The organism is Sphaerisporangium sp. B11E5 (genome assembly GCF_039871875.1).
GTDB lineage: Bacteria > Actinomycetota > Actinomycetes > Streptosporangiales > Streptosporangiaceae > Sphaerisporangium.
In genome coordinates this window covers 31,618-54,013 of sequence record NZ_JBDPMD010000003.1, presented here as the reverse complement: position 1 = coordinate 54,013, position 22,396 = coordinate 31,618, and the positions used below count along the sequence as shown (strand labels likewise).

The 22,396-nt window shown below is 70.5% G+C and carries 20 protein-coding genes; 4 read left to right on the top strand and 16 right to left on the bottom strand.

Translation table 11 applies throughout. The annotated features are described in order from the left end of the window. Positions 1-14: 14 nt before the first annotated feature. The 6 genes from ABGB17_RS04210 to ABGB17_RS04185 all read right to left on the bottom strand — a co-directional run bounded on the left by ABGB17_RS04210 (position 15) and on the right by ABGB17_RS04185 (position 5,098). Positions 15-776 carry an ABC transporter permease gene (locus ABGB17_RS04210; RefSeq protein ID WP_347626390.1) on the bottom strand — a complete coding sequence of 254 codons (762 nt, stop codon included), beginning with the start codon at positions 774-776 and terminating at the stop codon, positions 15-17. 9 nt (positions 777-785) lie between these two features. Next, positions 786-1,592 (bottom strand): ATP-binding cassette domain-containing protein, encoded by an 807-nt coding sequence (locus ABGB17_RS04205; protein ID WP_347626389.1) that lies wholly within the window; start codon positions 1,590-1,592, stop codon positions 786-788. A 78-nt stretch (positions 1,593-1,670) separates the two neighbouring features. After that, positions 1,671-1,997 (bottom strand): DUF1048 domain-containing protein, encoded by a 327-nt coding sequence (locus ABGB17_RS04200; RefSeq protein ID WP_347626388.1) that lies wholly within the window; start codon positions 1,995-1,997, stop codon positions 1,671-1,673. A gap of 1 nt (position 1,998) precedes the next feature. Beyond that, positions 1,999-2,355, bottom strand: a complete 357-nt coding sequence (locus ABGB17_RS04195) for a DUF1048 domain-containing protein (RefSeq protein WP_347626386.1) — start codon at positions 2,353-2,355, stop codon at positions 1,999-2,001. After that, positions 2,352-2,678 carry a PadR family transcriptional regulator gene (locus ABGB17_RS04190; protein WP_347626385.1) on the bottom strand — a complete coding sequence of 109 codons (327 nt, stop codon included), beginning with the start codon at positions 2,676-2,678 and terminating at the stop codon, positions 2,352-2,354. Before ABGB17_RS04190 ends, ABGB17_RS04195 begins: the two co-directional genes overlap by 4 nt. 173 nt (positions 2,679-2,851) lie before the next feature. Further along, positions 2,852-5,098 carry a germacradienol/geosmin synthase gene (locus ABGB17_RS04185; RefSeq protein ID WP_347626384.1) on the bottom strand — a complete coding sequence of 749 codons (2,247 nt, stop codon included), beginning with the start codon at positions 5,096-5,098 and terminating at the stop codon, positions 2,852-2,854. A 174-nt stretch (positions 5,099-5,272) separates the two neighbouring features. Here ABGB17_RS04185 and ABGB17_RS04180 point away from each other — a divergent pair, with 174 nt between their 5' ends. Then, positions 5,273-6,097: a universal stress protein gene (locus tag ABGB17_RS04180; RefSeq protein WP_347626383.1), complete on the top strand. Its 825-nt coding sequence runs from the start codon at positions 5,273-5,275 to the stop codon at positions 6,095-6,097. On the opposite strand, the gene ABGB17_RS04175 is transcribed toward ABGB17_RS04180, so the two are convergent. Further along, positions 6,082-7,068: a DNA polymerase ligase N-terminal domain-containing protein gene (locus tag ABGB17_RS04175; protein ID WP_347626382.1), complete on the bottom strand. Its 987-nt coding sequence runs from the start codon at positions 7,066-7,068 to the stop codon at positions 6,082-6,084. The genes ABGB17_RS04180 and ABGB17_RS04175 overlap by 16 nt on opposite strands. A 218-nt stretch (positions 7,069-7,286) precedes the next feature. Between ABGB17_RS04175 and ABGB17_RS04170 the strand changes: the two genes are divergently transcribed. Both ABGB17_RS04170 and ABGB17_RS04165 read left to right on the top strand, forming a co-directional pair. Continuing rightward, positions 7,287-7,499 (top strand): hypothetical protein, encoded by a 213-nt coding sequence (locus ABGB17_RS04170; protein ID WP_347626381.1) that lies wholly within the window; start codon positions 7,287-7,289, stop codon positions 7,497-7,499. Between the two features lie 154 nt (positions 7,500-7,653). Further along, positions 7,654-8,385, top strand: a complete 732-nt coding sequence (locus ABGB17_RS04165) for a PIG-L deacetylase family protein (protein ID WP_347626379.1) — start codon at positions 7,654-7,656, stop codon at positions 8,383-8,385. 42 nt (positions 8,386-8,427) lie between these two features. Here the strand turns inward: ABGB17_RS04165 and ABGB17_RS04160 are convergent, their stop codons facing one another. The 7 genes from ABGB17_RS04160 to ABGB17_RS04130 all read right to left on the bottom strand — a co-directional run bounded on the left by ABGB17_RS04160 (position 8,428) and on the right by ABGB17_RS04130 (position 16,285). After that, on the bottom strand, positions 8,428-9,702 hold the full coding sequence (locus ABGB17_RS04160; protein ID WP_347626378.1) for an MFS transporter: 1,275 nt from the start codon (positions 9,700-9,702) through the stop codon (positions 8,428-8,430). Continuing rightward, positions 9,699-10,817, bottom strand: a complete 1,119-nt coding sequence (locus ABGB17_RS04155; protein WP_347626377.1) for a GNAT family N-acetyltransferase — start codon at positions 10,815-10,817, stop codon at positions 9,699-9,701. The genes ABGB17_RS04160 and ABGB17_RS04155 overlap by 4 nt, the downstream gene beginning before the upstream one ends. Positions 10,818-10,903: 86 nt before the next feature. After that, the gene (locus tag ABGB17_RS04150; RefSeq protein WP_347626376.1) at positions 10,904-12,685 is read right to left on the bottom strand and encodes an FAD-dependent monooxygenase; all 1,782 of its coding nucleotides are present in this window, start codon (positions 12,683-12,685) and stop codon (positions 10,904-10,906) included. Beyond that, a complete protein-coding gene (locus ABGB17_RS04145) occupies positions 12,682-13,206 on the bottom strand; it encodes a hypothetical protein (RefSeq protein ID WP_347626375.1) in 525 nt (174 codons plus the stop codon). The genes ABGB17_RS04150 and ABGB17_RS04145 overlap by 4 nt, the downstream gene beginning before the upstream one ends. A 36-nt stretch (positions 13,207-13,242) precedes the next feature. Further along, on the bottom strand, positions 13,243-13,758 hold the full coding sequence (locus tag ABGB17_RS04140) for a DUF6879 family protein (RefSeq protein WP_347626374.1): 516 nt from the start codon (positions 13,756-13,758) through the stop codon (positions 13,243-13,245). A 251-nt stretch (positions 13,759-14,009) separates the two neighbouring features. Next, on the bottom strand, positions 14,010-14,567 hold the full coding sequence (locus ABGB17_RS04135) for a hypothetical protein (protein ID WP_347626373.1): 558 nt from the start codon (positions 14,565-14,567) through the stop codon (positions 14,010-14,012). Further along, a complete protein-coding gene (locus ABGB17_RS04130; protein WP_347626372.1) occupies positions 14,564-16,285 on the bottom strand; it encodes a histidinol-phosphatase in 1,722 nt (573 codons plus the stop codon). The genes ABGB17_RS04135 and ABGB17_RS04130 overlap by 4 nt, the downstream gene beginning before the upstream one ends. Positions 16,286-16,707: 422 nt before the next feature. On the opposite strand from ABGB17_RS04130, the gene ABGB17_RS04125 reads away from it, so the two are divergent. Further along, on the top strand, positions 16,708-19,356 hold the full coding sequence (locus ABGB17_RS04125) for a glycoside hydrolase family 6 protein (protein WP_347626371.1): 2,649 nt from the start codon (positions 16,708-16,710) through the stop codon (positions 19,354-19,356). A gap of 215 nt (positions 19,357-19,571) precedes the next feature. Here ABGB17_RS04125 and ABGB17_RS04120 read toward each other — a convergent pair whose 3' ends face one another. Both ABGB17_RS04120 and ABGB17_RS04115 read right to left on the bottom strand, forming a co-directional pair. Then, positions 19,572-20,594 (bottom strand): family 2 encapsulin nanocompartment cargo protein polyprenyl transferase, encoded by a 1,023-nt coding sequence (locus ABGB17_RS04120; RefSeq protein WP_347626370.1) that lies wholly within the window; start codon positions 20,592-20,594, stop codon positions 19,572-19,574. A 77-nt stretch (positions 20,595-20,671) separates the two neighbouring features. Further along, positions 20,672-22,081 (bottom strand): family 2B encapsulin nanocompartment shell protein, encoded by a 1,410-nt coding sequence (locus tag ABGB17_RS04115; protein ID WP_347626368.1) that lies wholly within the window; start codon positions 22,079-22,081, stop codon positions 20,672-20,674. Positions 22,082-22,396 lie beyond the last annotated feature (315 nt).

Here is a 22,396-nt window from a genome sequence, read left to right as displayed (position 1 = left end):
CGGCGGCGCGGCACTCAGGAGATCGTGCGGCGGTAGGTGTGCATGGCGAAGATCCACGCGATGACGAGGATGCCGACGCACCAGGCGAGGGCGATCCAGATGTCGGTGCCGACCGGCTGCTGGGTGAACAGGTCGCGGATGGCGTTGACGATGGCGGTCACCGGCTGGTGGTCGGCGAAGGCGCGCACCGGGCCGGGCATGGTGTCGGTGGGGACGAACGCCGAGCTGAGGAACGGCAGGAAGATGAGCGGGTAGGAGAACGCGCCGGCGCCGTCCGCGGACTTGGCGGACAGGCCGGGGATGACGGCCAGCCATGTCAAGGCCAGGGTGAACAGGATCAGGATGCCGGCGACCGCGAGCCAGGCCGGCAGTCCTGCCGGCGAGCGGAAACCTATGAGGAGGGCGATGAGCGTGACGACCACGAGTGAGATCAGATTGGCGACCAGCGAGGTGAGCACGTGCGCCCACAGAAGGGACGAGCGTGCGATCGGCATGGACTGGAAGCGCTCGAAGATGCCGCTTTTCATGTCCATGTAGAGCCGCAACGCGGTGTAGGCGATGCCTGAGGCGATCGTGATGAGCAGGATGCCGGGCAGCAGGTAGTTCACATACGAATCCGACCCCGTGTTGATCGCGCCGCCGAACACGTAGACGAACATGAGCATCATGGCGATCGGTGTGATCGTGGTCGTGATGATGGTGTCCGCGCTGCGGGTGATGTGGCGCAGGGATCGTCCGAGAAGGGTGGCGGTGTCGCCGAAGAAGTGCTTGGTCATCGTTGTTCTCTACGCGTCGGTGCCGATGGTGCGGTCATGACCGTCCTTGCCGTTGCCGCCGACGAGTGTGAGGAAGACGTCCTCGAGGGTCGGCTGCTTCTTGATGTATTCGACCTTGGCGGGCGGGAGCAGTTGCTTGAGCTCGGCCAGGGTGCCGTTGACGATGATCCGGCCCTCGTGGAGGATCGCGATCCGGTCGGCGAGTTGTTCGGCTTCGTCCAGGTACTGCGTGGTGAGCAGCACCGTGGTGCCCTGGGCGGCGAGCTGTTTGACGGCCTGCCACACCTCGATGCGGGCCTGGGGGTCGAGCCCGGTCGTCGGCTCGTCGAGGAAGATGACCGGCGGATCACCGATCAGGCTCATGGCGATGTCGAGACGGCGGCGCATGCCACCCGAGTACGTCGCCACCTTCCGCGTGCCGGCGTCGGTCAGCGAGAACCGTTCGAGCAGGTCATCGGCGATGCCGCCCGGATCTTTGAGGTGTCGCAGCCGGGCGACCAGCACGAGGTTCTCCCGTCCGCTGAGGATCTCGTCGACGGCGGCGAACTGCCCGGTGAGGCTGATGGACTCCCGCACGTCCGCCGCCTGCGTAGCGACGTCGAAGCCGAGGACGCTGGCTGTGCCCCCATCCGCCTTGAGCAGCGTGGACAGGATTTTCACGGCCGTGGTCTTGCCCGCCCCGTTCGAGCCGAGCAGGGCGAAGATGCTGCCCCGCGCCACGGCGAAGTCCACGCCGCGCAGCACCCGCACCTCCTTGTACGACTTCTGCAGGCCCTGCACGTGGATCGCGGGGCTCTGGACCTGATGGGCTGTCATCCGGATATCCGTTCTCTGTTCGTCACGGCACTCGGCCCGGTGGCCGAGGCGCCCGCCGGTGCCTTGGGCCGACGGGGGTCACTTCTCGGTCGTGCCGGATTTCCCACTGATGGACTCCTGATAGATGTCCGCGTAGGTGCGCGAGTCCTTGATCAGCTCGTCGCTGAAGGCGGCGACGTCGTTGCCGATGAGTTCCAGGACTCCCTTGCCGGCCGCGACGCCTTCCTCGAAGAAATCGACGATCCCTGGGAGCAGGGGCCCGTCGACCAGGTCGACCGGTCCGACCTTGAAGAGGTACCGCTGGATCTCCTTGTAGACGATCTGGTAGTCCGGCGGGAGTGCCCTGACCCGCGCCATGTGCGCCCGCCACTGCTTCTTGCCTTCGATGATGTCTTGGATGCCCACGTCAGCCTCCCAGCCGGCCCAGTTTCCTTGCGACGTTCCTGTTCAACTGCTCGCGCCACCGGTCGCGATGGCTCCGGCCCCCTGCTTCGCCGGCCAGCGCCGCGCAGAAGCCCTTGATGTCGTCACCCAGCACCTCGTGAATGCTCTGCCCTTCGGCGGCTGTCTCTTCGAGCAGCCCCAGAGCACCGTCGAGAATCGGCATCAGATTTCTGCCTGTGAAATCTGAGTAGGGAAGAATATGACCCTTGATCTCTTCCCACGCCGCCCGGTAGTCGGCCGGCAATGCCTCGGCCCGCCTTTCGAAGGCTTTCCATTCCCTGGTGAGATCGCTGCCGGTGATGGTCTCCCAGAAGTTCATCTCCCGCCCTCCTTGAGCTTGTCGATCCGTGTTGTGATGTACTCCCATTTCGCCCAGAACTTCGCGAGTTCTTCGCGCCCCGCGTCGTTGAGCGCATAGAACTTGCGCGGCGGGCCCAGACCGGAGGGTCGTTTCGTCACCTGGACGAACCCGTTCTTCTCCAGTCGCAGCAGGATGGTGTAAACCGTCCCTTCGACGACGTCGGCGAAGCCGAGTTCGTTCAACCGACGCGTGATGGCGTACCCGTAGGTCTCCTCGCTGCCGATGATTTCGAGCACGCAGCCTTCGAGCGTGCCCTTCAGCATCTCCGTCAGGTCGTCCATCGCGGGTCCTTTTCTGTTCCCAGTACTCGGTGCCACTGAGTACCACTATACGGTGTCACTGAGTACCGGGCAACCCCGCTCCGACCGCCCCCCGCCTCGGCAAAGCCGAAGCCGCCCTCCTTCGGCTCGGAAGGAGGGCGGCTCTGTCGGGGAGAGGGTGGGGCGCCCGGGGGTCAGCGGGCGGGGATCTCGGCGGGGCCGGGGAGGGGGTGGAAGGCGGTGGTGCCGTGGCCTTGGGGGTGGAAGGTGTAGTGCTGCGGGGAGTGGGTGGCGCGGATGCGGGTGAGTTCCTGGGGGGTGTAGCGGGGGACGCTCCTGTGCCATTCGAGGATGCCGGACATCCAGTCCTTCAGCAGCGAGGCGTGGCGGGTGAGGGTTTTCTGGGCGGGTTCGTCCAGGGCCAGTTCTTCGACGAGTTTGGGGAGGGATGTGGTGGTGATGTGTTCGAACTGCTGCATGCGGGCGGTCATCAGGTCGGCCACCACGTCGCGGGCGGTCCAGCGGTCGGTGTCCAGGAATTTCTGGACGATCAGCACCAGGTTGTGGAACTCGCCTTCGAACTCGATTTCCTTTTGGTAGGAGAAGAGGTCGTTGGTGAAGCAGGCATAGTCCTGGGCGGCGGTGTCCAGTTCTCTCAGGGTGCGGTGGTGCCAGACGGCTTCGGGGAGTTCGGTGGGGGAGGAGAGGCGGGCCAGGGCGATGGTCAGGTCGCTGCCGAAGGTCCGGCGGCGCATTTCCACGTAGTCGATGGGGTCGGGGATGCGGTTCTGGGCTTGGTTGGACAGTTCCCAGAGCCAGCTCGCGGTGCAGTCGAGGATGGCGGTGCGGAAGGTTCGGCGGTGGGCGGGGGAGAGATCGGTGGCGGTGCGGTGCCACAGGTCGGCCAGGCCGTGTTCCAGCGGGGTCAGGGGGGTGGGGGTGGGGCCGGCGTCCAGGGGGACGAACAACGCCAGGCGGTCGTCGCAGGCTTTGGCCGCGGCCAGGTCGCGGCTGGTGCCGAACATCGCCGGGTAGTAGTCGTCGCCGTAGGTGCCCCAGGTGAGCCAGCCCGCGGTGATGTTCAGGGAGTCGGGGGTGGCGTCGGCGTGGATCATGGCGGCGCAGTAGGCGAGGTCCATGCCGTGGAAGCGTTGCTCGTCCCACAGGGCGCCGTGCTCCAGGCCGGGGAGGGAGTCGAACATGCCCATGGAGCGGGCCCACTCCAGGGAGTGTTTGCGGGCGTCCTCCAGGTACGGGCTGGTGCGTACCGGGTACGGCATGTGCAGGGCGGGCAGGGGGAGCCGGCCCACCGGTTCGTACGGGATGAAGGTGTGTTTGCGGGCGCGGCGGGGGAGGCCGGTGCGGACGGCGGACTGGGCGAGGCGGGCCAGCGACGTGCCAAGGCCGGTCGGGCCGTCCAGGACGGTGGGGGAGTCGGTGAGGGCGCCCTGGTTCATGTAGCGGCTGGAGCGGGCGTGCCACTCGTGGCCGCCGGCCTGCCAGTCCTGCAGACCCTTGGTGTAGGCCGCCACGGCCGCCTGCTCGTGGGGTGGCACGGCCTGCTCGGCCAGCAACGCCGGGATCTCGGTGAGGGCGGTGTCCTCGAACTGCTGGAGGCGGGAGGTCAGGAGGTCGTTGACCAGCTCGGCGGCCTCCTGGGTGGAGCAGCCGAAGAACCGCTCGAAGACCAGCACGGCGTTGGAGTTCTCGCCCTCCTCGCGGACCTCGCGCTGGTAGGAGAACAGGTCGTTGCGCAGGTGCACGGCGTCGGCGAAGGTGTCGCACAGGACGCGCAGCGGCCGGGTGGCGGCGAGGGAGCCGGGGACCTCGGCGGTGACATGTTCCACCAGGTTGGCGGACCAGGGGGCGCCGCCTACCCTGCGGCGCATCTGGATGTACTCGATGGGGTTGGCGACGCGGCCGCGGTCGATGTTCTCCAGCTCCCACATCGACTCGACCATCAGGTTGTGGGTGCTCACGACGAAGCGGCGGCGCCAGGCCTCGGACATGGACGGAACGGTGCGGGCCCACAGGTCCTTGAGGCCGGCCTCGGCGGGGTTGGCCGGCTCGGGTGGCTCCTCGCCCTCGGCGGTCATGAACAGCTCCAGCCGGTCGAGGTGGGCCTTGGCGCCGGCCAGGTCGCGGGAGTACTTGTACAGCTCCAGGAAGTGGTCGTCGAAGAAGAACACCCAGACGTACCAGTCGGTGATCAGGTCCAGCGCGGGGCCGTCGCAGTCGGGGTGGGTGTAGGCGCACATCAGGGCGTAGTCCATGCGCGCCAGGGCGTCTTCGTCCCAGACCACTCCGCCGTCGGGGGTGGGGGAGTCGAGCATGCCCATGCGCCGGGCCCAGGCCATGCTGTGCGCACGGGAACGTTCCAGGTGAGGGTTGAGGCGGGGTGGGTAGGCAAGGTAGAAGTCGGGCAGCGTGAAGGCCTGCATCGGGGGGTGCCTCCCTGTGTTGAACCGACCATGGTTCTTCACTTACCGTGAGCAGAACATCGCCCACAGTACCGCACCTCGGGGGGACGCAGGTCCAGGGCGGTAGAGACCTTTGACTCTGGTTTCCGGTCATCCCGGCGCGTGTGATGGAGGCAACGGCGACGAGGAGACATCGTGATCTTGGCGGGAGTGGACGGATCGGACGCGGGCCTGGCCGCGGCGCGGTGGGCGGGCCGGGCGGCGGTGGCGCGGGAGACCCCGCTTCGCTTGGTGCACGCCATGCCCGCGTGGGCGTGCGACGCCGAGGACACCGGGCCGTACGCCGGTGTCGCCCGGTGGATGCGCGCGGGGGCGCACTCGGTGCTCAACCAGGCCGTCGCGGCGGTCCAGGAGGTGGCGCCGTGCGCCGACGTGAGCTCGGGGTGGGTGCCAGGCGATCCGCGGGACGCGCTGATCGCCGCGGCGGCCGGCGCGGAGTTGCTCGTGGTGGGCAACCACGGCGTGGGCGGCTTCCGCGGCTTGCTGCTCGGCTCGGTGGCCCTCGGGGTGGCCGGCCGCGCGCCCTGCCCGGTGGTGCTGGTCCGCACGTCGGCGGCTCCGCCGCGCCCTGAGATCGTGCTCGGCGTGGACGGCGGGGACACCTGCGCGGCGGCCGTCGAGTTCGCCTTCGCCGAGGCCCAGAGGAACGGCGCCGCCCTCACCGTGGTCCACGCGACCGTCACCGAGGCCGGGCCCGACCGCCCGCCCCGCACGGCCACCCGCGTCGTCGCGGAGTCCCGCGTCCGTCATCCGGAGGTCAAGGTGGCCGAGCAGGACATCGCCGGCCACCCGGTGGACGTCCTGCTGGACGCCTCGGAGGGCGCCGAGGCCCTCGTCATCGGTTCGCGCGGCCGCGGCGGTGTCACGGGCCTCGTCCTCGGCTCGGTGAGCCACGCCCTCATCCACCACGCCACCTGCACCATCGTGGTCGTCCCCACCCCGCCTCAGGACGGCAGGTAGACCCAGTCCGGCGACTCCTCGCCCGGACGGTACGGGGAGTCGAGCCGTTTGCCCACCACTCCGGGCAGCTCCTGGGCGCGGGCGGCCTGGCGGACGGCGGCGAGCTCGCCGGGCCAGGCGGGGGCGGTCTGCCAGCGGGGCCCCGCGATCCCCATGCCCTCCAGGGTGGCCCGGCGGGCGGTGTACGGCGCGTCGAGCAGGGACTCACCCTCGTCGTGCAGCACGTCATAGGCGATGTACACGGGGGTGCCCGCGAGGGGCGCGATCTCGCCGTCCAGGATCGAGGACCGGCTGCCGAACGCCTCGGCCATCGGCCGCAACCACCGGTGGTCCCGGGTGATGTCGTCGCCGGTGGCGGAACGCAACGTCAGGCGCCCGCCCCGGACGTGCGCGAACGCCCGCAGCCCGCCCCAGGCGAACTCCCAGCCGTACCCCCGCGGGTCGCGCGGCGCGCGGGACCGGGTCACCGGGGTCATCGGGGCGAGGCTGTCCGGCGGCCGTTCCCAGCCCTCGACCGGCGGGTCCATGCGGTGGATCATCCAGTTCCGGTCGCGGGTCCGGAACAGCACGTACCGCCCGGACACCCGCGAGCCGTTCAGCACCACCTTGACCTCGCGGTCGCTCCACTTCTCCGTGACGTACCGCCCCCGGTCCCAGATGGTCATGGTGCCGCCGCCGTACTCGCCCGCCGGGATCTCCCCCTCGAAGGTGGCGTACTCCATGGGGTGGTCCTCGGTGCGCACGGCCAGGTGGTTGGTGTCCGGGTCGGGCGGCAGCCCTTTGGGGACGGCCCACGAGACCAGCACGCCGTCCCGCTCCAGCCGCAGGTCCCAGTGCAGCGACCGCGCGTGGTGCTCCTGGATCACGAACGTGTCGTCGCTCCCCGAGGACGGCGGGCCCTCGGCGGGCATGGGCTCGGAGGTGCGCCGGGGGTCGCGCTTGCCCCGGTATCGCTGTAATTTGTCCGCCACACCGGTCGTTCTACCCGCGCCGGGCGGGATACGCCCATGCGCCGCGGCGGGAGAATACGGGTTTCCGGCCGTCAAGTGCCCGGCTGGCAGGAAGCGGGTGCGCACGGGCAACTTGATGACTTCCCTTTCCCTGGTCTCCGGTCCGGGCCGGCCGCAGAGTTGATTGTGCGGAGACGATTCCGCGGCCAGAAGAAAGGTCACGAGAAAGGGATTAGTACATGGCGCAAAAGGTCTGGGACGAGCTCGACGTCTGGGACGAGCTGACGGTGTGGGACCGGCTGGAGGTCTGGGACGACCTGGACGTCTGGGACCGGTACAAGGTCTGGGACCGCGACGAACTGCGCCGCCTCCGGGACGAGTTCACGGTCTGGGACGAGCACAAGGTGTGGGACGAGCTGAAGGTCTGGGACGAGGCGAAGGTCTGGGACTGACCGCGGCCGCACGAGACCGTCGCGGACCGGACTCCCGGGGCCCGGCGGGCCCGGTGGCGCACCCTCGCCCCCGGCTCCCGGCCCGGCGTCCGGTCCGCCGATCCCGCACGAACCCGTGCCCGCGGCACGGACGACCCGAAGGACAAGGTGAGACATGGCAGAGCCGTACGCCCCGATGCCGGACGACTGGCGGCGGGCGCTGGCGGTCGTGGCCCATCCGGACGACCTGGAGTACGGGCCCGCGTTGGCGGTGGCGGCGTGGACGGCCGCCGGCAAGGAGGTCGTCTACGTCATCGCCAGCCGCGGCGAGGCGGGCATCGACACGCTGCCTCCCGAGGAGGCGGGGCGGGTCCGCGAGCGCGAGCAGATCGAGGCGGCGGCCGTCGTGGGTGTCGACAAGGTGGATTTCCTCGGCCACCGCGACGGCGTCATCGAATACGGATTGCCGCTGCGCCGCGACATCGCCGCCGCCATCCGCACATATCAGCCGGATATCCTGGTGACGCTGAATCATCATGAACGCTGGAGGAGCGGGGACTGGAATTCCCCCGACCATCGGAATGTGGGAACAGCCGCGCTTGACGCCGCCGCGGACGCGGGAAACCGCTGGATATTTCCCGAATTGCTGGAGCAGGGCCTGAAGCCGTGGTCCGGCGTGCGGTACGCGGCCGTCGGCGGCTCGCCGCACGCCCGGCACGCCGTGGACGTCACCGGCACCCTCGACCAAGGCGTCGCCGCCCTGGAGGCCCACCGTTCCTACCTGCCGGCCCTCGGCCCCGGCCACCCGATGGCGGACGCGAGGGGCTTCCTGAAGGCCAAGGTCGAACGGTTCGGGCGCAGGTTCGGCGGCATCCCCGCCATCGCCTTCGAGGTGGTCGGCGTCTGACCCGCGGGGCCCCCTGCCGAGGGGGCCCGCCGGGCCGGGGGTTCAGGCGGCCTGAGGAGTGGGACGGGTGCGTTCCGCCCAGCGGATCACCGGGCCGCTGAGCAGGAGGCCGGCCGCGAACAGCGCGGCGAGGACGCCCCAGCCGCCGAGGCCGAAGTGCTCGGGCAGCAGGGTGACGAGCGTCGGGCCCGCGACGGCGGCGAGCGCGTCCCCGGTGGAGAACAGGCCGCCGTACCTGCCCTGGGCGTGGTCGGGGGCCAGTTCGTAGCGCAGGCCCCACCGGGCTCCCTCGCCCCAGATCTCGCCGAGCGAGAAGACCACCATGGCGACCACCATGATGACGGTGGCCGTCAGCGCGGACACCCCGGCGGCGAGGCCGGTGACCACGCACGCGGCGGCGAGCCCGAGGAACGTCCAGCGCTGCAGCCGGGCCGCCCCGGCGACCGTGTCCGCGCCACGGGCCGCGCGGACCTGCAGGAACACCACCATCAGCGTGTTGATGGCCATGAGCCACGCGGCCAGCGCGCGGGGCGCCTCGGTCTGGGTGACCAGCCACACCGGCAGGCCCACGGCGGCGAGCACCGGCCCGAGACGGGCGATGCCGGCGACCTGCGCGACCGCCAGGTACGGCCAGTCGCGCAGCGACAGCCACCCGCCGTCGCCGTCGCGCGTACGGTCGCCCCGGGTGCCGGGCACCCGGGGAAGCCGCAGGTACAGCACCGCCGCGATGAGCATCGCCAGCGCGTTGCCCCACATGAGCGACAGGTACGCGGGCCGGGTGTCGATCGCGATGACGACGCCGGCCGCGAGCACGCCGAGTGTGAAGCCGGCGTTGAACACCGACCGCAGGTACGCCGACAGTTTCACCCGGCCCTCGCGGCCCATCAGCCCCGAGATCAGCGCGCCGCGGGACACCTGCCCACCGCTGTCCGCGATGCCGAGCAGGCCCACGACCAGCAGGTACGCGGGGAAGCTCGCGACCAGTGTGACCAGGCCGAGCGCGACCACCTTGGCCAGCGTCAGCAGCACGGTGACCTCGCGGGGGCCGAACCGGTCGGCGAGGTGGCCGAGCGGCACGTTGATCGGCAGGCTGGCCAGGCCGATCAGCGACAGGCCGATGCCCACCTGGCTGGACGACAGCCCGACCTCGCGGATGAAGTAGACCGCCGAGCCCGACAGGTACAGGCCGTTGCCGACACTGGACACGGCCGAGCAGATGACGAGCATCCGGCCGGGGCCCGCCGGGGGCAGCAGCCGCGACAGGCGGTCGCGCAGGGTGCGGGGCGGCGCGGCCTTCTTCTCTTCTGTGACGGTCAAGACGTCTCCCATCGTTGCTTCGCCCGGACGGCCGCGTAGAGCGTGTCGGTCGCGCAGCCGCGCGACTGTTTGGCGGCGATGGTCCCGATGCCGTAGCCGATGGCCCGCACGCCGAGGGCGGGGGCTATTTCGGCGGGGCGGTAGAACATCGTCGCGAAGTAGATGAACGAGGCGTCGGGGTCGTCGTAGTCGGTGCCGTTCATCAGGACGGTCAGGCTGTCGCCGTCGCGGATGAACAGGCTGAAGGCGAGCATCCTGCCGGCCTTGCGTGCCTCGACCACGATGAGGTCGCCGGCGCCGAAGTGGTCGCGCAGGTAGCGCAGTGAGGTCGCTTCCCGTCCGGGGTCGGGGGTGCCGCCGTACTTGGCGACGAGCTTGCAGCGCAGGGCGATCAGTTCGGGCTCGTCGTCGCCGAACGGGCGCTCGGTGACGGTGATGCCGCGCCGGCCGATCTCGCGCAGCTCGCGGCGTACGGCGGTGCGCTTGTTGCGCGAGAGGGTGCGCAGGTAGCCCTCGAAGCCGGTCCAGGTGACGCGCATGTCGCAGCGGTCGACCATGGGGATCAGGGTGTGGCCGGTCTCGGCCAGGGCCGCGGCGAACTCGGGGTGGTCGCTTCTCAGGTAGAGGTAGGCGACGGTGCGGATGCCGTTGTCCTCGGCCCAAATGTCGAGGGCGGTGATGAAGCGGCGGGCGGCCTCGGGGTCCCTGGCGTCGCGGCCCGCGGGGGCGGTCTCGTAGTTGGGGAACATGATCAGGCAGCAGGGGAAGAGGGCCGCCGGGTCGGCGTCCTTCCAGGGGTGGGGGCCGGCGGGGGCGATGTCGTCCCCGGCCGAGGCTCCGGTGAAGATCATGTGGGGGTCGAAGCGGGGGTGGCCGGTCGGCTGGTCCTGGATGCCGCCGGTGAAGGCGACGGAGAGGGTGCCCTGCTCGTAGAGGGCGAACGTGCGGAGTCCTCCGGGGAGTCTCGGTGCCGCCAGGCCGATCCAGCGTGCGCTCAGGGTGGCTGGGGTGGGGGTGACCTGTCGGTCCCAGTCGTCCGGGAGGCCCTCCTGCACCACGAAGCCGGATGTGGGCGCCGTTTGCTCGGCTTTGCGTTCCAGAACGACGTCCGCCACTGTCCCTCCCGGATCCGGCGAGCCCGAACCGATCCCCCCCACTGTTCCGCGTGGCCGCTACGGCGGGCATCTTCGAAAGTGCGACGTCAGTGGGCCGTCGGGGTGGGGAGGCGGGCGATGTCCTGTGGGTCGATCGTCGCGACCAGGTCGATCCGTCCTGCGGCGATGAGGGTGTCTGCCTCGTCGTGGGAGAGCTCATCTGGTGTCAGGAGCAGAACGGGGATCTCGTGGTCGTACCTGAGGCGGTCGGCGAGGCGCGTCCTCGCGATACGGCCGGTGCCCGGCTGGGCCGGGACGGCCAGGAGGTCGGCGCCGTGTGTCTCCTTCAGCGGCGCGTCCTCGCTGATCAGGAGCCCCACCGCGCAGGCTCCTGCCGAACGGTAGGCGCGGACCAGTTCCCCGGGGTCGGTGTGGTCGTTCACCTCGACCAGGACGCAGGGGGGTACGGCCGTCGTCTCCCCGGGCGGGCCGTCCGCCACCATGCACCAGGCTCCTCCGGTCGCGGTGGGAAGCACCACCGCGTCCGCCGTACGGCGGCGCCGGACTCGCCGCACCACGTCCCGCCGCGTCGGCGCCGGAGAGGGCACCTGGGAGGTGGGCGAGAGGACAGGCGGGGCAGGGGTCGCGGGGAGCGAGGCGGCCTGCGCGGTGGGGAGTGGGGTGGTCGTGGCTGTTCGGCCGGTGAGGTGGAGGCCGCCCAGGACCAGGGGGAGGTCGGAGGGGGAGTCGGTCGTGGGGTGGCCGGCGAGGGTTCTCAGGGTGGCCATGGTGAAGGCGGGGTCGTGGGATTCCAGGCGTGCGTAGGTGTTGGCGGTCCGGCGGCTGCGGAGGGCGAAGACTGTCTGGTGGCCGTTGAGGCGGGGGCGGAGGCTCAGGGTCTCGAACCATTGCTGGCTGTCTTGGGCCTCTGCCTGGGTGGCGGTGACGATGGGGCGGCGGGTGGATTCGTAGGCGGGCAGGGCGGTGCCCACGGAGGGGTGGGTGGCCAGGCAACGGGCCAGGGTCAGGGCGTCGTCTATGGCGAGGGCGGTGCCGGAGCCTATGGAGAAGTGGGTGGTGTGGGCGGCGTCGCCGATCAGGACCAGGTTCCCGTGGTGCCAGCGGTCGTTGACGACGGTGGGGAAGGCGCGCCAGCCCCAGGTCTGGGAGTGCAGGGGGGCGCCGGCCAGTTCGTCGGCGAAGACGGCGGCCAGTTCGCGTTCGACGTCGGGCAGGGGGCGGTCCAGGAGGCCGAGGGCGTCCAGGGTGCGGGGGTGGGCCTCGACGATGAACGTGCTCTCCTGCTCGCCGTGCGGGTAGGAGTGCACGATCAGCAGGCCGGGGCCGGACGAACGCAGGACGAACGTGGGCAGGAGGACCGCGGGGGTGCGCATCCAGAGGAAGACGGTGCGGCCGGGGGTGCCGCGGGTGCCGAACGGGCCGCCGTACCGGCCGCGCAGGCGGCTGTTGGCGCCGTCGGCGACCACCACCAGGTCGGCGCCGGCGGGACGGCTCAGCACGTCGTGCCGCAGGAACCGCACGTTGGGCAGCCCGGCGGCGAGCTCCGCGACGTGCCGGCGGAACACCCGCCGGGTGAGGCCGAACATGCCGTACGCGCCGGACCAGATGCGCTCGTCCCCCGCCACGGTCAGCGTGCGGTCCCAGGTGGCCATGGCCGCGGGCGGCAACGCGAACGCCTCGGGGTGCGCGGCCCTGACCTTCTCGGCGAACTCCCAGGACATCACGATGCCCGCCCCGGGGGACCGCTCCTCGCGGTCGTACAGGTCGACGGCCACCTCGGGCAGCAGGCGCGACAGCTCCAGCGTGAAGAACGCGCCCGCGGCCCCCGCGCCGACGACCGCGACCCGGCGCGGCGGCTGCGGCGTCATCGCGGAGAACCGTCCCAGTGGAACCGTTGCCCCCGGGCGATGGCGGCGCCGCGGGACACCGCCATCATCTCCCCGCTCGCGATCTTCATGATCGTCATGAACTCGGTGAAGTGCGGCTCCGGCGCGGAGAGCGAAGCCCCGGCCTCCCGCATCAGCGCCAGCCACCGCAGCCGGTGGTCCCGGGTGATGAGCGTGTGCGCGTGCGCCTGGTGCATCCGCGGGTCCCAGGCCGCCGTCAGGTCGTTCCGCCCGTAGATCTGCACGTAGTGCGCGGCCAGCCGCTCGGCGTGCCGCGCCCAGTCGTGCACGGGGAACAGCGCGGGCAGCAGGTCGTCCCGCGAGACCAGCTCGTAGAACCGGGTGGCGAGCGCGCGGAAGAACGCCTCCCCGCCGATCCCGGTGTAGAAGTCCTCGACCTTCTTGTCCACCTCGGACGCGGTCATGTGCTCGGCCGGCTTGACGCCCTCGTCGGCGACCAGCAGGACCTTCCCGTCATGCGCGGGCACTGATGACGTCGGCATGGGGTCTCCCGTATCGGCGTGCGGGCGCGGGGTGCCTCAGACGGGCTGGTAGTCCTTGTGGTCGATCGCGCGGGCCCACACGGCCTCGAACGCGTCGAGGCACGCCTTGACGATCTTGGGGTCGTCGGTCAGCTCGTGCGGACCGTACGCGCCGTCCCCGGTGAAGTGGGTGAACCGCACCAGCTTCTCGTCGAACACCCAGAAGTCGTTGCCGGGCAGCAGCAGGTCGGACGCCAACCGGCGGGGCAGCCACCGCACGTTCTCGCCGGCGGGGACGTTCACGATGGTGGTCGTCTCGTGCTCGTACTTGATGAACTCGGTCACCGGCTCGGACACGATGCGGGCGCGGCGCCAGTCCACCCCGCGGCCGATGGTCTCGCCCACCAGGTCCACCCACGCCTGGTGGCGCTGCAGCTCGATGGGGATGCCGGCCTTCCAGTCCACGAACACCGCGCCCTTCGGGGTGTACTGGTCGCGCATCTCCAGGTGCAACGCCGAGAAACGGGTCTCGGCGATGAGGTCCTTGAACTCGGGGACCGTCGTCGTCGTCATGATCGACCTCCTGACGAGCCCCGCGTCCCGCAGCGGCGGATCATCCGCACGGTCCGGCCTGCTGGGAGCTTGAGCCGGGGCAGCCTGCTCGATGAGAACTCATCGTCGCAACGGCCCCACCTGCCCCGCTTCTCCGAGCGTGCGGACCTGCCGCCGGCCCCCTCCTGGAGCGTGCGGACCTGACAGTGGCCCGCCTCCCGGGGCGTGCGGGGCCGCCGGTGGCCCGCCGCCCCGGGCGCGGGATCCCCGCCTCAGCCGTGGTCGGCGCAGCAGGGAGTCGGGTTCGGCACCTCGGCCGGCGTCAGGCGTCCGCCCGCGGCGGGCATGGTGAGCAGCACGACCTCGCCGTCGCGCCACTGCGGCCGCACGAAGTCGTTGGTCACCACAGGGGTGTCCGGCGCCGGGTCGCCGGCGTGGGCGAGCACCACGACGCGGTCGATGCCCGAGCGGGCCACCACCTCGGCCACGCCGAGCGTGCCGGTCAGCTCGTCGTGGCCCGGGAACAGCACGAGGCGCCCGCCGGTGCCGGACGCGTGCGCGGCGGCGGCCAGGGACGCGCCCTCGGCGAGGTCCGCGGGCCCGGAGCGGCCGTGCCCGAACGCGACGCCGGACCCCTCGGGCAGCGCCCCGGGGTCAAGGGTGTCCGGCACGGTCAGCGAGCACGCCACGTGCGGCGGCCCGTCACCGGTGCGGACGAAGTGTGTGCAGGCCACGGTGCCCGCGGGGAGGCCGAGCACCTTCACCAGGTCGTGGAGAAGGTGCTCGGCGTCCGTGAGCGTCCGCGTGCCTGTGTCCAGGCCGAGGATCATCCGCGGGGCACGATCCAGATGGGGTTGCTGTAGAACCACAGGTCGTTCCACGGGTCGGCGTCACCGAAGACGTCGATCGCCGGGCCGTGCGGGTCCACCGCCGCGCCGAGCAGGCCGGGGGCCGAGCGCTTGCCGTCGGTGCCGCGCAGGCGCACGTACACCGGACGGTCCACGGCGCCGACCTTGTAGGTGAACGTCACGGTGCCGGTGTTCTTGCCCACCTCGTAGGAGGACACGACCTTGGTGGCCGGGGTGGTGAAGACGTCCTTGTCCTTGACCGGGCCGGTCACGTCGCCCTGGATGACGTCCACGCGGGCCAGGGTCGGCACGACCTGCGCCCAGTTGGGCTTGCCGGCGAGGGTGATCTCGATGGAGATCTCCACCTTGGAGCCCTTGCGGACGTGCAGCGTGTCGCCGAGGCTGACGCCGAGCTGGCCGGTGCCGGACTGGCGGGCCCGCACGACCAGGGAGCTGATCAGGCCGCCGTGGTCCACCCACACCCGGCCCTGGCGGATGGCCTCCATGACCGCGAGGTAGGAGAAGGACCGCGCGCCGACGTGGGTGCGGCTGTAGAAGCCGGGCCAGAAGTCGCCCGCGTTGACGTTGAGCGTGCCGCCGTAGGTCGGGTCGTCGTACCGGCCGTTGGCGTTGAAGTCGCCGCCGCCGCGCGCGGTGGTGTCGGCGTAGATCGAGTGGGCGTCGGAGTTGGCGGTGATCCACCAGCTCTTGCCCTCGGCGAGGAGGCTGTCCCAGAGGCCGCCGACGGTGGAGGTCATCCAGTCGAAGCCGCCGAACGTCTTGTAGCTCTCCGGCGGGTACCCGGGCCAGGAGTCGGCGCCGGGGGTGCTGTCGTAGAAGCCGCGGCCGCTGCCCGGCCCGTTCGGCTTGGGGATGCCGGCGGCCTGGTGGCCGGGGGCGCCCTCCATGCCGACCGCGATCTCCGGCTGGGCGTCGCGCCAGCCGCGGATCTCGTGCGGGGAGTCGAGGCCCTTGCGGGCGGGGTGGTTGGCGAGGAACAGCGCGGCCTCGACGCGGCGGCGGCGCACCGACTCGGCGAGGAAGTTGAGGCCCGCGATGGCCAGGGCCTCGTTCTGCGGGGTGCTGGCGCCGGCGTTCTTGACCGAGCCGTCGTAGGAGTTCTCGAACTCCTTGAGGGTGGAGACCTCATTGCGGCCCGGGGCCACGAACACGGTGCCGTGCTCGGCGCCGGGGATGTTCCACTCCAGGCCCTGGAACACCAGGGTGTCCTTGTGGTCGCGGCGGGCCGCCACGATGTCGGGGTTGACCTTCTCCACACCGATCTTGGCGTGCGCGTTGCTGCCGTGGTCGGTGATGACCATCCAGTCGAGGCCGTACGCGGCGCCGTGCCCGACCTGGTCGCTCACCTTGTAGACGCCGTCGGAGCTGTGCTGGGTGTGGATGTGGTGGTCGCCGGCCAGCCACAGGTAGCCGCCGCGCGGCTCGCGGTCACCCCCCGTGTGCTGGGGCGTGGTGGCCGACGCCGCGGCGGGGGTGCCGAGCACGCCCGCGGCGGTGAGGCCGGCGCCGAGCAGCCCGGCGCGGCGGAACACCTGACGCCGGGACACCTGACCGGGGGAGAGCTCGCCGTCGGGGATCGACGTGTCGACGACGGCGGCCAGGTCGCCCTGGTCCAGGGTGTGCCCGTCGTGCGGGTGCGAGTGATCGTGCGAATGACCGTGAGGGTGGCCGTGTCCCATTTCCTGCCTTCCGTCCCGCCGGACGATTTCGTGCTCCGGCTACGCAGGGCACCCTGGCGAACCCGGCTGAACCGGATATGAACAGGCCAGAGCCACACGGGGTCGAATGGCTTGCGATCTTTTACGAGGTGGCGGGGGGTGCGGGTCCGGTCGGTCCTCGTACCAGATGAATGTTTCATCGGATGTCGAGGGGGTGCCGTCCCGTTCGACGCCGCGTTTGCCAAGGCCACGGCCCGGCTGGTCGCGGCGGGGGACAGCGTGCGATTGCTCGTGGGATTGCCCGCACGCAATGTGCTGTACATCCTCCCGAAACAACCGGACTATGGGAGCGCTCCCACGCCGCGTGTCCGAGCTGGGCGCTGCTTGGCCGTCAACAAGAAGGCGGCGACCCCCAACAGTTACGTGAGGGAGATTTACAGAAGATGGGACCCCACAAGAGTTTCTGGCGTAGAGCCATGGCGGGCGCGGCGGTCATGTTCGCCGCCGCCGTCGGGCTCGTCGCCGGCCCGACAGCCGCCCACGCGGCTGTCGCCTGCGAGGTCACGTATACCAAGGCCTGGGAGGGCGGCGGCGGCTTCGGGGGCAACCTCACCGTCAAGAACACCGGCGACGCGCTGAGCAACTGGACGCTCACCTTCGCCTTCCCGAACAGCCAGCGGGTCAGCAACGGATGGAACGGCCGGTGGTCGCAGTCCGGCGCCAACGTGACCGTCCAGAACGAGTCCTACAACGGCTCGCAGGCGAGCGGCGCGAGCTGGACCCTCGGGTTCAACGGCACCTACAGCGGCACCAACACCAACCCGAGCACGTTCTTCATCAACGGCACGCAGTGCAACCAGCAGGGTGGCCAGACCCCGAACCTGGTGGTCACGCCGACCAGCGTCTCGGTTCCCGAGGGCGGCACCGCCACCTACTCGGTTCGCCTCTCCTCCGCGCCCAGCGCCAACGTGACGGTGACCTCGACGGCCGGCAGCGGTGACAACGACATCACCGTGTCCAGCGGCTCGAGCCTCAGCTTCACCACCTCGAACTGGTCGACCGCGCAGACCGTCACGCTGGCGGCGGCGCAGGACTCCGACAGCACGAACGGCACGCGGCCCATCACTGTGGCGGCGAGCGGCCTGACCTCGGTGAGCGTCACCGCGACCGAGTCCGACGACGACGGCAGCAGCACCCAGTCCCTGGTCGTCTCCTCGACCGCCGTGACCGTGCCGGAAGGCGCCACCGCCAGCTACACCGTGCGCCTCGCCGTCGCTCCCTCCGGCAACGTGACCGTGACCAACACCGCGGGCTCCGGTGACAGCGACATCACCGTGAGCAGCGGCGCGAGCCTGACCTTCACCACATCGAACTGGCAGACCCCGCAGACGGTGACGCTGGCGGCGGCACAGGACAGCGACCTCAGCAACGGCACGCGGCCCATCACCGTGGCCTCCTCGGGTCTCACCTCGGTGACGGTCAACGCGTCCGAGGCCGACGACGACGGCAGCAGCACCCAGTCCCTGGTCGTCTCCTCGACCGCCGTGACCGTGCCCGAGGGCGCCACCGGCACCTACACGGTGCGCCTGGCCACCGCGCCCAGCGGCAGTGTGACCGTGACCAACACCGCGGGCTCCGGTGACACCAACATCACCGTGAGCAGCGGCGCGAGCCTCACCTTCACCACCTCCAACTGGCAGACCCCGCAGACGGTGACCCTGGCCGCCGCGCAGGACACCGACCAGACCAACGGCACCCGTCCCATCACGGTGGCGTCCTCCGGTCTCACCTCGGTGACGGTCACCGCGACCGAGTCCGACGACGACGTCACCAACCCCGGCCGCGTGGACAACCCGTACGTCGGCGCCACCGGCTACGTGAACCCCGACTGGTCGAGCAAGGCCGCGGCCGAGCCCGGCGGCAGCCGCGTCGCCAGCTACTCCACCGGTGTGTGGATCGACCGCATCGCCGCCATCGCCGGCACCAGCACCGCCATGGGTGTGCGTGCGCACCTGGACGAGGCCGTCCGCCAGGACGCGGCCAACGGCAGCTCCGCGCTGACGATCCAGTTCGTCATCTACAACCTGCCGAACCGCGACTGCTCGGCCCTCGCCTCCAACGGTGAGCTGAAGATCGCGGAGAACGGCCTCAACCGCTACAAGACCGAGTACATCGACCCGATCGCTGCGATCATGGCGGACCCGGCCTACCGGAACCTCCGCATCATCAACATCATCGAGATCGACTCGCTGCCGAACCTGATCACCAACACCAACATCGCGGCCTGCGCCGAGGCGCAGAGCTCCGGCGCCTACGTCCAGGGTGTGCAGTACGCGCTGAACAAGCTGCACGCGGTCCCGAACGTGTACAACTACATCGACGCCGCGCACCACGGCTGGCTTGGCTGGGACACCAACTTCGGTCCCGCGGCCGAGCTGTTCGCCAGCACCGTCCGCGGTACCACCGCCGGCTTCAACAGCGTGACCGGCTTCATCACCAACACGTCGAACTACTCCGCGCTGACCGAGCCGCACTTCACCGTCAACGGCTCGGTGAACGGCCAGCAGATCCGGCAGTCCGACTGGGTCGACTGGAACATGTACATCGACGAGCTGTCCTTCGCGCAGGCCTTCCGTAACCGCCTGGTGCAGCAGGGCTTCAACAGCAACATCGGAATGCTGATCGACACCGGCCGCAACGGCTGGGGTGGCGCGGCGCGGCCGGCCGGGCCGAGCACCTCGACCGACCTGAACACCTTCGTCAACCAGTCGAAGATCGACAGGCGCATCCACCTCGGCAACTGGTGCAACCAGAGCGGTGCCGGCATCGGCGAGCGGCCGAGGGCGAACCCCGCCACCGGTATCGACGCCTATGTGTGGATCAAGCCTCCGGGTGAGTCGGACGGCTCCAGCCGCCTGATCGACAACGACCAGGGCAAGGGCTTCGACCGGATGTGCGACCCGAGCTACGAGGGCAACGAGCGTAACGGCAACAACCCCACGGGTGCCCTGCCGGACTCTCCGATCGCCGGTGCCTGGTTCTCCGCCCAGTTCCGCCAGCTCATGGAGAACGCGTACCCGCCTCTGTCGTGACCCGCACCTGAGCTGCGGGCCCCGTCGCGGCTGATCGATCAGCCCGTGGCGGGGCCCGCCCCCACATCGCCGTCGCCTCCCCCCGGACAGGGGTCCCGCCGGAAACGGCACGGGGGGAGAGACGGCATGGGTGACACCGTCGCACCGCCGTCCCCTACGGCGGTGCGACTGTCGTTTCGCGGTGACTTCCCGGTCGACGCGGCGGCCGTGGACGCTCAGTGGTCCCGGTGCGCGATCAGGTGGGCGAGTGCGCGTAGTTCGGCGGCGGGCCGACAGGCCGGGTCGGCCGACGAGAGGTGGGTGAGGGCCTCGTGGAACAGTTCGTCCACCCGGGTCCGGCTCCACGTCCGGGCACCCGCCGCCTCGATCAGCGCCGCGGCCCTCGCGAGGTCCGCGGCGTCGAGCTCGTGGTCGCCGCGGTACAGCGCGGCGAGTTCGCCTCCTGCGGGGGTGCCGGAGGACAGGGCCGCCACCACCGGCAGTGACTTCTTGCGGTTGCGCAGGTCCGAGTGCGCAGGCTTGCCGGTCACCGCCGGATCGCCCCAGACGCCGAGCAGGTCGTCCACGAACTGGAAGGCGAGCCCCAGCCGCTCGCCGAACGCGCGAAGGTGTTCCACCCGGCCGGCGTTCCCGCCGCCGAGCAGCGCACCGAGTGCGCACGCGCCGCCGAGCAACGCACCGGTCTTGCGCTCGGCCATGCGCACGCATTCGTCCAGCCCGACCTCCGCGCGCGTCTCGAACGACGTGTCCGCCCCCTGCCCCTCCACGAGGTCGAGCACCGCGGCGGCGAGCCCGCGTGCGGCGTCCCGCATGCCGGGGTGACCGCTGTCGGCGAGCACCTCGAAAGCCAGCGTCAGCAAGGCGTCCCCGGCGAGGATGGCGTGACTGACGCCGAAGACCCGCCAGGCGGTGGGCCGGTGGCGGCGGGTCGCGTCGCCGTCCATCACATCGTCGTGCAGCAGGGAGAAGTTGTGCACCAGCTCGACCGCGACCGCGCCAGGCACGGCGTCGGCGGCCTGGCCTCCCGCGGCCTCGGCGGCGAGCAGGACCAGCGCGGGCCTGATCGCCTTGCCGCCGCCGCCGGCCGCGGGGTGTCCCTTTTCGTCCAGCCAGCCGAAGTGGTAGCCCGCGATGTCCCGGACCGACGCCGGGAGGGTCTCCACCGCGGCGCGCAGGGCGGGCCCGGCAAGGTCGCGGCTCCACGCCAGCACCTCGGATGCCGGCCGTGCGGTGGTCATCACCTTGGCCATGTGCGCCGCCCTTCGCGTCGTCTCCGCTTTCCTACGCTTTACCTTCTGCCCCCGGCAGGGGCGGGTCAGTGGCCGATCTCGACGTGTTCCAGCACGCCGAGGGCGTCCGGCACCAGCACCGCCACCGAGTAGTAGGCGCTGACGAGGTAGGAGATGATCGCCTGGTCGTCGATGCCCATGAACCGCACCGACAGGCTCGGCTCGTACTCGTCCGGCAGGCCGGTCTGGTGGAGGCCGACGACGCCCTGGTCGTCCTCGCCGACGCGCATGACCAGGATGGAGCTGGTGCGGGTCTTGGTGATGGGGATCTTGTTGCACGGCAGGATGGGCACGCCGCGCCACGCGGGGATGGCGTGGCCGTTGATCTCGACGGTGTCGGGGTACAGGCCGCGCTTGCTGCACTCGCGGCCGAACGCGGCGATGGTGCGCGGGTGCGCCAGGAAGAAGTTGGACTTGCGCCGCCGCGAGAGCAGCTCGTCCAGGTCGTCCGGGGTGGGCGGGCCGGTGCGGGTCTGGACGCGCTGGCGCAGGTCGGTGTTGTGCAGCAGCCCGAACTCGCGGTTGTTGATCATTTCGTGTTCCTGACGCTCGCGCAGCGCCTCGATGGTCAGGCGGAGCTGCTGGTGCGTCTGGTTCATCGGCTGGTTGTACAGGTCGGCGACCCGGGTGTGGATGCGCAGCACCGTCTGGGCGACGCTGAGGTCGTACTCGCGCGGTGTGGTCTCGTAGTCGACGAACGTGCCGTCGAGCAGCGGCTCTCCGGCGTGGCCCGAGGTGATGGCGATGGCGGCCTCACCGAGCCTGTTGTGCGGCGGCCTGCGCCCGGCGCGCTGTGCCGCCACGTGGGCGCGCAGCGACTCGGACTGCCCCATGAGCTCCTGGAACGCCTCGCGGGACAGGCTGAGCGTGGTGGTGGGGGTGACCGCCTTGACGGTGTGCTCCCAGGTGCCGGGGTCGCTCGACGCGATGGCCTGGTGGCCGTAGTACTCGCCGTCGGCCATGACGGCGAGGGTGGTCTCGTCGCCGTACTCGCCCGCGCCGATCTTGTTGGCCTTGCCGTGCGCGATCAGGACGATCCGGTCCGCGGGCTGCCCCCGCTCGACGATGACGTCGCCCGCCTCGTACTGCTGCTGGGTGAAGCGGTCGGCCAGCCCCTCAAGGGCCGCGTCGTCGTCGAAGGAGCGCAGCAGCGCCAGCTCGCGCAGCTCCGGCGGCACGACCCGGACTTCCCCGCTCTGCACGGTGAAGCTGAGCCGTCCGTCGCCGATGTCGTAGGTGAGGCGGCGGTTGACCCGGTAGGTGCCGCCGGCGACGTGGACCCAGGGCAGCACGCGCAGCAGCCACCTCGAGGAGATGTTCTGCATTTGCGGCTGCGATTTGGTCGTGGTCGCCAGATTGCGGGCAGCGTCCGGCGCCAGGCTTCGCTGCTGCTGGCCGTTCTGCAGGTTCTCGTGCGCGTCGAGCGTCTCGGTCACGAGCCGCACCACCAATCTTTTATCGCGTTGCACCGTTAATCGCGGGACACCCGGATGTCGTCGGCGATGGAGACGCCGGTCAGGGCGAAAAGGCAGCGGAAAGCGGTCGTGAATTATTTTCGGCGTCGCTGGGGACGGGGGATATCGAAGAGGGGGGCGGGCCGCCGATCGCTGCCTGATGCCCGGCCGGGGGGCTGGACAGCAGCAATTATGCGGCGCTGACATTCGAGTGTCAATTATGTTTTTCGCCGTGTGTGCGGCCATCGGAATAAGGATTTTCCCCCGCCCGGGGAAATGCCCGAGTATCTGAATGAT

Excerpts from the sequence above, each read along its gene's own strand:
- ABGB17_RS04125 (WP_347626371.1), top strand. The coding sequence starts at position 16,708 with ATGGGACCCCACAAGAGTTTCTGGCGTAGAGCCATGGCGGGCGCGGCG.
- ABGB17_RS04130 (WP_347626372.1), bottom strand. The coding sequence starts at position 16,285 with ATGGGACACGGCCACCCTCACGGTCATTCGCACGATCACTCGCACCCG.
- ABGB17_RS04185 (WP_347626384.1), bottom strand. The coding sequence starts at position 5,098 with ATGCAGGCCTTCACGCTGCCCGACTTCTACCTTGCCTACCCACCCCGC.
- ABGB17_RS04170 (WP_347626381.1), top strand. The coding sequence starts at position 7,287 with ATGGCGCAAAAGGTCTGGGACGAGCTCGACGTCTGGGACGAGCTGACG.
- ABGB17_RS04140 (WP_347626374.1), bottom strand. The coding sequence starts at position 13,758 with ATGACGACGACGACGGTCCCCGAGTTCAAGGACCTCATCGCCGAGACC.
- ABGB17_RS04120 (WP_347626370.1), bottom strand. The coding sequence starts at position 20,594 with ATGACCACCGCACGGCCGGCATCCGAGGTGCTGGCGTGGAGCCGCGAC.
- ABGB17_RS04210 (WP_347626390.1), bottom strand. The coding sequence starts at position 776 with ATGACCAAGCACTTCTTCGGCGACACCGCCACCCTTCTCGGACGATCC.
- ABGB17_RS04190 (WP_347626385.1), bottom strand. The coding sequence starts at position 2,678 with ATGGACGACCTGACGGAGATGCTGAAGGGCACGCTCGAAGGCTGCGTG.
- ABGB17_RS04145 (WP_347626375.1), bottom strand. The coding sequence starts at position 13,206 with ATGCCGACGTCATCAGTGCCCGCGCATGACGGGAAGGTCCTGCTGGTC.
- ABGB17_RS04205 (WP_347626389.1), bottom strand. The coding sequence starts at position 1,592 with ATGACAGCCCATCAGGTCCAGAGCCCCGCGATCCACGTGCAGGGCCTG.
- ABGB17_RS04165 (WP_347626379.1), top strand. The coding sequence starts at position 7,654 with ATGGCAGAGCCGTACGCCCCGATGCCGGACGACTGGCGGCGGGCGCTG.
- ABGB17_RS04195 (WP_347626386.1), bottom strand. The coding sequence starts at position 2,355 with ATGAACTTCTGGGAGACCATCACCGGCAGCGATCTCACCAGGGAATGG.
- ABGB17_RS04150 (WP_347626376.1), bottom strand. The coding sequence starts at position 12,685 with ATGACGCCGCAGCCGCCGCGCCGGGTCGCGGTCGTCGGCGCGGGGGCC.
- ABGB17_RS04135 (WP_347626373.1), bottom strand. The coding sequence starts at position 14,567 with ATGATCCTCGGCCTGGACACAGGCACGCGGACGCTCACGGACGCCGAG.